Here is a 9,304-nt window from a genome sequence, read left to right as displayed (position 1 = left end):
CCGGGAGATCGAGCGCGTCGCCGGCTGCAGCGTGCGCGAGATCCACGACCTGTACGGGACCGCCGCCTACCGCCGCTACGAGCGCCGTGCCCTCGACGAAACCGGGGCACTGCACGGCGAGGCGGTGATCGCCACGCCCGGAGGCATCGTCGCCGAGCCGGCGACCTTCAACGTCCTGCTCGCCCATTGCGCGACGATTTGGATCACCGCGTCGCCCGAAGAGCACATGGCACGCGTGGCCGCGCAGGGCGACACCCGGCCGATGGCGGCGAGCCCCGAGGCCATGGACGACCTGCGCCGCATCCTCGCCGGCCGCGCCCCCTTCTACGCCAAGGCCGACGCGGTGCTAGACACGAGCGGGCGGGGCGAGGCGGAGAGCCTCGCCACGCTGCTGGCCCTGGCCGGCGACCTGCTCGAGGCCCGGCCGGTCGGACCGGAAGCCCCTGGTGAGATGAAGCCAATTGCATCTGCTGCTTGATAAGTCCCGGTCGTATGCACTATGATGCATTGATTCCCTGGAGACCCGCATGGAAGACCGTTCCGCTTCGCCCCGCGTCGACTACCGCGTCGAGCCCACCGGCTACCGGCATTGGAAGCTGGGCGTCGAGGGCCCGCTGGCGACGCTGCACCTCGACATCGCCGAGGATGCCGGCATCCGGCCCGGCTACAAGCTCAAGCTCAACAGCTACGACCTCGGCGTCGACATCGAGCTCGCCGACGCGCTGAACCGCATCCGCTTCGAGCATCCGCAGGTCCGCTCGGTGATCGTCACCAGCGCCAAGGACCGCGTCTTCTGCTCGGGCGCGAACATCTTCATGCTGGGCGTCTCCAGCCACGCCTGGAAGGTGAACTTCTGCAAGTTCACCAACGAGACGCGCAACGGCATCGAGGACACGTCGCAGCACTCGGGCATCAAGTTCCTCGCGGCGGTGAACGGCGCCTGCGCCGGCGGCGGCTACGAGCTGGCGCTGGCCTGCGACGAGATCGTCCTCGTCGACGACCGCTCGTCGTCGGTGTCGCTGCCGGAGGTGCCGCTGCTCGGCGTTCTGCCCGGCACCGGCGGGCTCACCCGCGTTACCGACAAGCGCAAGGTCCGGCACGACCTCGCCGACATCTTCTGCACCAGCGTCGAAGGCGTGCGCGGCCAGCGTGCCGTCGACTGGCGCCTGGTCGACGCCGTCGCCAAGCCGGCGCAGTTCGCGCAGGCGGTGCACGAGCGCGCCGCGCGTATGGGCGAGGGCAGCCCGCGCCCGGCCGAGGCGAAGGGCGTGGCCCTGGCACGCATCGAGCGCGCCGATTCCGCCGATGCCCTGAGCTACGAGCACGTGGCCGTGCAGATGGACCGTTCGCGGCGAACGGCGACGATCACGGTGAAGGCGCCGTCCGGTGCCCAGCCGACCGACATCGCCGCGATCGAGGCCGCCGGCGCCGCGTGGTGGCCGCTGGCCATGGCGCGGCAGCTCGACGACGCCATCCTCAATCTGCGCACCAACGAGCTCGAGCTCGGCACCTGGCTCCTGAAGACCGAGGGAGACGCCGCCGCCGTGCTCGCCGCCGGCGCGACGCTGCAGGCGAACGCGGAACATTGGCTGGTGCGCGAGACGATCGGCCTGCTGCGCCGCACCTTCGCCCGCCTCGACGTCTCGTCGCGGACGCTGTTCGCGCTGGTCGAGCCGGGCTCCTGCTTCGCCGGGCTGCTCGCCGAGCTCGCCTTCGCCGCCGACCGCACCTACATGCTGGCCCTGCCCGACGAGCCGGAGCGCGCCCCGACGCTGCGGCTCGACGGCTTCAGCTTCGGGCCGCTGCCGATGGTCTCCGGCGAGACCCGGCTCGGCCGCCGCTTCTACCAGGAGGCCGGCCCGCTCGGCGCCGCGAAGCAGGCGATCGGCACGGCGCTCGACGCCGATACCGCGCTCGGCCTCGGCCTCGTCACCGCGGCGCCCGACGACATCGACTGGGACGACGAGGTCCGCATCGCCATCGAAGAGCGGGCGGCGATGTCGCCCGACGCGCTCACCGGCCTCGAGGCCAACCTCCGCTTCGCCGGCACCGAGAACATGGCGACGCGCGTGTTCGGCCGCCTCACCGCCTGGCAGAACTGGATCTTCCAGCGCCCGAACGCCGTCGGCGAGAAGGGCGCGCTCAAGGTCTACGGCACCGGCGAGAAACCCGGCTTCGACTTCAAGCGCGTCTGAATTCACCGACCGTCACCGAGACAACAGCATGTCCATCGACTACACCCAGAAGATCCCGAACAATGTCAACCTGGCCGACGACCGCACGCTGCAGCGCGCGCTCGAGCAGTGGCAGCCGAACTTCGTCCAGTGGTGGGACGACGTCGGCCCCGACGAGTCGACCAACCACCAGGTCTACCTGCGCACCGCGACCAGCGTCGACCCGCAAGGCTGGGCCCACTTCGACTACGTGAAGATGCGCGACTATCGCTGGGGCATCTTCCTGCAGCCGGGCGACGAGAACCGGCAGATCCACTTCGGCGACCACAAGGGCGAGAAGGTCTGGCAGGACGTCCCCGGCGAGCACCGTGCCAACCTGCGCCGCATCATCGTCACGCAGGGCGACACGGAGCCGGCCTCGGTCGAGCAGCAGCGCCATCTCGGCCTGACGGCGCCGAGCCAGTACGACCTGCGCAACCTGTTCCAGATCAACGTCGAGGAAGGCCGCCACCTCTGGGCCATGGTCTACCTGCTGCAGAAGCACTTCGGCCGCGACGGCCGCGAGGAAGCCGGCGCCCTGCTCGAGCGGACCTCGGGCGACGAGAACAACCCGCGCATCCTCGGCGCGTTCAACGAGAAGACGCCGGACTGGCTGGCCTTCTTCATGTTCACCTACTTCACCGACCGCGACGGCAAGTTCCAGCTCGCCGCCCTGGCCGAGAGCGCCTTCGATCCGCTGGCGCGGACGACCAAATTCATGCTCACCGAGGAAGCGCACCACATGTTCGTGGGCGAGAGCGGCGTCTCGCGCGTGCTGCAGCGCACGGCCCAGGTCATGAACGAGTTGAAGACGGACGACCCGGCGCTTGTGCGCGCCGGCGGCGCCATCGACCTCGGCACGATCCAGCGCTACCTCAACTTTCACTACTCGGTGACCATCGACCTGTTCGGCGCCGATCAGTCGAGCAACGCCGCGACCTTCTATTCGACCGGGCTGAAGGGTCGCTTCGACGAAGGCAAGCGTGCCGACGACCACGTGCTCAAGGGACAGACCTACAAGGTGCTCGAGGTCCACGACGGCCAGCTCGTCGAGAAGGAGGTGCCGATGCTCAACGCCCTCAACGAGGTGCTGCGCGACGACTTCATCAAGGACTCGGTGGCCGGCATCGGCCGCTGGAACAAGGTCCTCGAGAAGGCCGGCATCGCGACCCGCCTGGTCGTGCCGCACAAGGCCTTCAACCGCCGCATCGGCGCCCTCGCCGGCATCCGCATGTCGCCGGAAGGCCGGGTCGTGAGCGAGGAGGAATGGACGGCCAGCGAGGCGCGCTGGCTTCCGTCGCGGGACGACCGTGCCTTCGTCGCCTCCCTGATGGGCCGCGTCGTCGAGCCGGGCAAGTTCGCCGGCTGGATCGCGCCGCCGGCGATGGGCATCAACCGCATGCCCGTCGATTACGAGTACGTGCGATTTGGCTGATGATGCGCGGATGGAAACGGCCACCGACACGGGAGTCATCAAGCAGCACCTGATCGACCCCGAGATCTGCATCCGCTGCAACACCTGCGAGGCGACTTGCCCGGTGGGGGCGATCACGCACGACGACCGCAACTACGTCGTCGATGCCGACATCTGCAACCTCTGCATGGCCTGCATCTCGCCGTGCCCGACCGGCTCGATCGACAATTGGCGGACGGTGCCGAAGGTGCGCGCCTATGCGATCGCGGAGCAGCTCACCTGGGACGAGCTGCCGGCCGAGCTCAGCCCCGACCAGCTCGCCGCCGAGGGCGTGGCGCCCGAGGCGCTGGCGGCCCTGCCGGCCGAGCCGGTGCTCGCCGTCAGGCCGGAGGCGGCCGGCGGCGAGGCGCCCTTCAACTCGGCCGCCTACGGCTCGACCGTGCCGCCCTGGTCGGCGGCGCACGCCTATACCAACCTCTTCTCGCCGAAGAACCCGACGACGGCGAGCGTGGTCGGCAACGTCAACTGCACCGAGGCGGGCTTCCACAACCAGACGCACCACATCGTCCTCGACTTCGGCTCGATGCCGTTCCCGGTGCTCGAGGGGCAGTCGATCGGCATCGTCCCGCCGGGCACCGACGCCAACGGCCGGCCGCAGATGCCGCGCCAGTACTCGGTGGCCAGCCCGCGCAACGGCGAGCGGCCCGGCTACAACAACGTCTCGCTGACGGTCAAGCGCGTCACCGAGGACCACCAGGGGCGGCCCACCCGCGGCGTGTGCTCGAACTACGTCTGCGACCTGAAGGTGGGCGACACGGTGCAGGTGGTCGGGCCATTCGGGCAGTCGTTCCTGATGCCCAACCACCCGAAGTCGCACATCGTGATGATCTGCACCGGCACCGGCAGCGCGCCGATGCGGGCGATGACCGAATGGCGGCGCCGCCTGAGGAAGAGCGGCAAGTTCGAGGGCGGCAAGCTGATGCTGTTCTTCGGCGCGCGCACGCGCGAGGAGCTGCCGTACTTCGGGCCGCTGCAGAGCCTGCCCAAGGACTTCATCGACATCAACCTGGCGTTCTCGCGCACGCCGGGGCAGCCGAGGAAGTACGTCCAGGACCTGCTGCACGAGCGTGCGGTCGACCTCGTGCCGCTGCTGTCCGATCCGGATTCGCACTTCTACGTCTGCGGTCTGAAGGCGATGGAGGAAGGCGTGCTGCTGGCGCTGCGCGACGTTGCCACGGGTGCCGGGCTGGATTGGGAGAGCATCGCCGGGGCGCTGAAGCGCGAGGGGCGCCTGCACCTCGAGACCTACTGACGAGGCCTCAGGGCTCGAGGCACGGCGGCTGACGGAGGTCGGCGTCGAAGCCCATCAGCGCGCTGGCGAGCTCCAGGGAGCGCCAGAGATGCGCCGGCATCTGCATGATCGCCTCGGCGGTTCGCGCGTGCGCAACCCAGGCGCCGATCTCCTGGTGCTGTTCGGGTGTGAGCAGCCGCAAGCTCAGCATCTCGTCGATGGTTCGCACCGCATCCCCTGCCCGTGGTCTCGGATGGGCGCCATCATCGCCCGCCATGGAAGCCCGCGCTCCGTCACGGCTGATAAGGTATGACTTCCACGACGCGAGGCTCGACCATGTCCCTTCCTGCAGCTCCTCCCGTCGGCCGGCTCGAAGGCGGCTGCGTCTTCATCGAAGGCGCCTGGGCGCCGCTGTCGGAAGCGAAAATCTCGCTGTTCGACTGGGGCTTCACGCGCTCCGACGCCACCTACGACGTCGCCAGCGTCTGGCAGGGCGCGTTCTTCCGCCTCGACGTGCACCTGGACCGCTTCTTCGCCAGCCTTGAGAAGATGCGTCTGGCGATCCCGCACGACCGCGCCGAGCTCCGCGCCATCCTGCACGGCTGCGTGCGCGCCGGCGGCCTGCAGGACGCCTACGTGGCGATGGTTTGCACGCGGGGCGTGCCGCCGCGCGGCGCGCGCGATCCGCGCCAGGCGCAGAACCGCTTCTACGCCTACGCCGTGCCTTACGTCTGGATCGCCTCGCGCGAGAAGCAGCTCGCCGGCCTCGACCTGCACATCAGCGAGCGCCAGCGCATCGCGCCGGGGTCGGTCGATCCGAGGGTCAAGAACTACCACTGGATCGACCTCGTGCAGTCGATGTTCGACGCCTACGACCGCGGCCGCGACACCAGCTGCGTGGTCGACGCGCACGGCAACGTCACCGAAGGGCCGGGCTTCAACGTCTTCGTCGCCAAGGACGGCGTCGTCCACAGCGCGGCCGAAGGCGTGCTCGAAGGCGTATCGAGGCAGACGGCGATTGAGCTGTGCGCGCGGCTCGGCATCCCGGTACGCCTGGGGGCGGTGCCCGCGTCGGCCGTGCGCGCTGCGGACGAGGTCTTCCTCACCTCGACCGGCGGCGGCATCCTGCCGATCGCGAAGATCGACGGCCGGCCGCTGCCGCAGTTCCCGGGCCCCTTGACGACGCGCCTGCACGATGCGTACTGGGCCATCCACGACGAGGCGGCGTACCGCGACCCTGTGGACTACAACCCCAGCGCGCCAGCGTCGGACAATCGATCATGAACCCGAACCTGCCCGCCGACGGTCTTCAGGTCCGCTCCCTCGTCAAGGACGGCGGCGAGCTCGAGCTGTCGCTCCTGCGCGTCGCGACGCCCGAACCCGGGCCCGACGAGGTCGTCGTCCGCGTCGAGGCGACTCCGATCAACCCGTCCGACATCGGGCTGCTCTTCGGCGCTGCCGACCCGGCGACCCTGGCCGTGCGCGGCAGCGGCGAGCGCACCGTGGCGACCGCGCGCGTTTCGGAGGCGGCGATGAAGGCGATGGCCGGCCGCGTCGGCCGGTCGATGCCGGTCGGCAACGAGGGCGCCGGCACCGTCGTCGCTGCCGGCAGCACCCCGGCGGCACAGGCGCTCGTCGGCCGGACCGTCGCCGTCCTCGGCGGCGCGATGTACTCGCAGTACCGGACGGTGAAGGCCGAGCTGTGTCTGCCCCTGCCGCCGGGGACCACCGCGGCCGAAGGCGCCTCGTCCTTCGTCAACCCGCTCACCGCGCTCGGCATGGTCGAGACGATGCGCCGCGAAGGCCATCGCGCCCTGGTGCACACGGCAGCGGCGTCGAACCTCGGCCAGATGCTGAACCGCCTCTGCCTGGCCGACGGCATCGGCCTCGTCAACATCGTGCGCAGGGCCGAGCAGGCGGCGCTGCTGCGCGAGCAGGGGGCGGCGCACGTGGTCAGCACCGCGTCGCCGGCGTTCATGGCGGAGCTGACCGAGGCGCTCGCCAGCACCGGCGCGACGCTCGGCTTCGACGCCATCGGCGGCGGCCGCCTCGCCGGGCAGATCCTCGGCGCCATGGAAGCGGCGCTGAGCCGCAGCGAAACCGAATACAGCCGCTACGGCTCGGCGACGCACAAGCAGGTCTACCTCTACGGCGGCCTCGACACCGGCCCGACCGAGTTCGCGCGCAACTTCGGCATGAGCTGGGGCATGGGCGGCTGGCTGCTCTTCATCTTCCTGCAGCGCATCGGCGCCGACGCGGCGCAGCGGCTCAAGGACCGGGTCGCCGCCGAGCTGAAGACGACCTTCGCCAGCCGCTACACGCGCACCGTATCCCTCGCCGAGGCGCTGCAGGCAGAGGCGATCGCCGACTACGGGCGGCGGGCGACGGCGGCCAAGGTGCTGATCGATCCGAGCCGCTGAAGGTCCTGTCGCGCCAAGCCGGCAGGAACGACGCCATGTCCCGGCGTGCAGCGGGGCGATGCCGTCCGCTCGAGCGCGCGCGCGCCGGCGCCAGGGTAGGCTCGGCACTCTTGAAAGCGAACCGATGCGCACGCGACGTCTCTGGGCGCTGGTCGCCCCGATCCTGATGCTGTTTGGCTGCGACTCGCAGAAGATCGCCGAGCTCGAGGAGGGGGTGGCGACCGAAGCCGACGTGCGCGCCCGGTTCGGCGCGCCCGCCGCGATCCACGAGGAGGCGAACGGCGACCGCACCTTTGAGTACCCGCGCCAGCCCGAAGGGCAGACCAACTACATGATCTCGATCGGGCCCGACGGCAGGATGACGTCGCTGCGCCAGGTCCTCAAGCCGGCGAATTTCGCCAAGGTCGTGCCGGGCACCGATCGCGCCGAGGTGCGCCGCCTGCTCGGCCGGCCTGCCAAGCAGCAGACCTTCGCCTTGAAGAACGAGGAGGTCTGGGACTGGCGCTTCGCCGATGGCGGCGAATCGAGGATCTTCTCGGTGACCTTCGATCGCGAGGGGCGGGTGCTGGCCACCGGAACCACGCTCGATCCCAAGTACGCCGGGCCATAGGCCTGACCGTCAGCGGACTGTCGCCGTCTCGTCTGGATCAGGTGAGGTCATGGCGAAGCGTCAACCCGCCGGCTTCTCCGCCTGGCGATCTCGATGCCCCGAACCGCCGCCGTCGCCGGCATCGCCGCGGCGCAGCAGCAGCGTCACCAGCACCGCCGAAGTGGCGCGGGCGCTGAGGCCGTGCCGCTGCTGCGCCGGCAGGACGACCAGCTGGCCGGGGCCGAGGCGGCGCGTGCCTGACGGCATCCGCACCTCGACGTCGCCTTCCAGGCAGTGGATCGTGCACTCGTCGTCGACATGGTGCTCCGGCACGTCGTGGCGCGCCGGCAGGACGAGGTGCTGCAGCTGGAGGCGGTCGGTCTTGATCAGGCTCGTGCTGACCGCGTCCTGCAGCGCAGGCCCGAGCGGGCGCACGTCGATGACGTCGAGCAGATGGGCGTGGGGCAAGGCCATGGTTTTCCTCCGGTGGGGCACAGTGTGCATCGGTCGCCGGCATTCCCGGTGCCCGCGCCGGGGCAGAGGCGGCGGCCGGCCGAGGCGATCGGGGGCGGCGCGCGTGCATGGTTCAATGCACACGATGGGATCGGACACCGACTACCGCGACTGGATCGGCCGCACGGAGACGCGTGCCGACACCGTCACCTCCGTGCCGATGGCGGCGCTCGCCGCGACGCTCGACCGCGACGATCGCGCGCCGGAGCGCGGCACGCCGTTGCCGCCGCTCTGGCACTGGCTCTACTTCCTGCCGGTGCACCGGCAGGGCGAGCTCGGCCCCGACGGGCACCCGCGCCGCGGCGGCTTCCTGCCGCCGGTCGCGCTGCCGCGCCGCATGTGGGCCGGCAGCCGGCTCCGCTTCCCGGCCACCCTGCGCGTCGGCGACGCGGTGACGCGGACCTCGCGCATCGCTGCCGTCAACGAGAAGGCGTCGCGCTCCGGGCCCCTGGTCTTCGTGACGGTGCAGCACCGGGTCGACAACGCCGCCGGCCTCGCCATCGAGGAGGAGCACGACATCGTCTACCGGGGACTGGCGGGGCCCGGCTCGATGGCGCCGGAGCCGCTGCCGGCGCCGGTCGACGCGACCTTCGCGCGCGAGATCGACCCCGACGAGGTGCTGCTCTTCCGCTATTCGGCCCTGACCCTCAACGGCCACCGCATCCACTACGACCGCCGCTACGCGACCGAGGTCGAGGGCTTCCCCGGCCTCGTCGTGCACGGGCCGCTGATCGCGACGCTGCTGCTTGACCTGCTGCGGCGGCAGCAGCCGCATGCGCGCGTCGTCTCGTTCAGCTTCAAGGCGGTGAGTCCGCTCTTCGACGGGCGCACCTTCAGCGTCGGCGGCCGCCCGGACGGCGAGCG

Annotated in this window: 10 protein-coding genes; 8 read left to right on the top strand and 2 right to left on the bottom strand. The window is 70.6% G+C overall.

What is annotated here, in order from left to right; genetic code table 11:
- From AC30N0_RS03460 to boxA, 4 genes are all read left to right on the top strand, one after another.
- Positions 1-478: shikimate kinase (locus AC30N0_RS03460; RefSeq protein WP_489516540.1), on the top strand; the 478-nt coding region annotated here is incomplete at its 5' end.
- Between the two features lie 49 nt (positions 479-527).
- A complete protein-coding gene (boxC, locus tag AC30N0_RS03455) occupies positions 528-2,195 on the top strand; it encodes a 2,3-epoxybenzoyl-CoA dihydrolase (protein WP_489516539.1) in 1,668 nt (555 codons plus the stop codon).
- A 28-nt stretch (positions 2,196-2,223) separates the two neighbouring features.
- The gene (boxB, locus tag AC30N0_RS03450) at positions 2,224-3,648 is read left to right on the top strand and encodes a benzoyl-CoA 2,3-epoxidase subunit BoxB (RefSeq protein WP_489516538.1); all 1,425 of its coding nucleotides are present in this window, start codon (positions 2,224-2,226) and stop codon (positions 3,646-3,648) included.
- 10 nt (positions 3,649-3,658) lie between these two features.
- Positions 3,659-4,939, top strand: a complete 1,281-nt coding sequence (gene boxA / locus AC30N0_RS03445) for a benzoyl-CoA 2,3-epoxidase subunit BoxA (protein ID WP_489516537.1) — start codon at positions 3,659-3,661, stop codon at positions 4,937-4,939.
- A gap of 7 nt (positions 4,940-4,946) precedes the next feature.
- Here boxA and AC30N0_RS03440 read toward each other — a convergent pair whose 3' ends face one another.
- Entirely contained in the window at positions 4,947-5,147 is a 201-nt protein-coding gene (locus tag AC30N0_RS03440; protein WP_489516536.1) for a hypothetical protein, read from the bottom strand.
- 107 nt (positions 5,148-5,254) lie between these two features.
- Here AC30N0_RS03440 and AC30N0_RS03435 point away from each other — a divergent pair, with 107 nt between their 5' ends.
- The 3 genes from AC30N0_RS03435 to bamE all read left to right on the top strand — a co-directional run bounded on the left by AC30N0_RS03435 (position 5,255) and on the right by bamE (position 7,948).
- Positions 5,255-6,202: an aminotransferase class IV gene (locus tag AC30N0_RS03435; protein WP_489516535.1), complete on the top strand. Its 948-nt coding sequence runs from the start codon at positions 5,255-5,257 to the stop codon at positions 6,200-6,202.
- On the top strand, positions 6,199-7,338 hold the full coding sequence (locus AC30N0_RS03430) for a zinc-binding dehydrogenase (RefSeq protein WP_489516534.1): 1,140 nt from the start codon (positions 6,199-6,201) through the stop codon (positions 7,336-7,338). Before AC30N0_RS03435 ends, AC30N0_RS03430 begins: the two co-directional genes overlap by 4 nt.
- A 124-nt stretch (positions 7,339-7,462) precedes the next feature.
- Complete coding sequence (gene bamE, locus AC30N0_RS03425) at positions 7,463-7,948, top strand: outer membrane protein assembly factor BamE domain-containing protein (RefSeq protein ID WP_489516533.1); 486 nt, start codon at positions 7,463-7,465, stop codon at positions 7,946-7,948.
- Positions 7,949-8,008: 60 nt separating this feature from the next.
- Here the strand turns inward: bamE and AC30N0_RS03420 are convergent, their stop codons facing one another.
- A complete protein-coding gene (locus tag AC30N0_RS03420; protein WP_489516532.1) occupies positions 8,009-8,401 on the bottom strand; it encodes a cupin domain-containing protein in 393 nt (130 codons plus the stop codon).
- Between the two features lie 115 nt (positions 8,402-8,516).
- Here AC30N0_RS03420 and AC30N0_RS03415 point away from each other — a divergent pair.
- A partial coding sequence (locus AC30N0_RS03415; protein ID WP_489516531.1) for an HTD2 family dehydratase occupies positions 8,517-9,304 on the top strand: 788 nt, incomplete at its 3' end.

It is taken from the genome of Rhizobacter sp. (assembly GCF_031412495.1).
Lineage (GTDB): Bacteria > Pseudomonadota > Gammaproteobacteria > Burkholderiales > Burkholderiaceae_C > Schlegelella_A.
The sequence above is the reverse complement of the archived record's forward strand: the minus strand, read 5'-3'. Positions and strand labels throughout refer to the sequence as shown.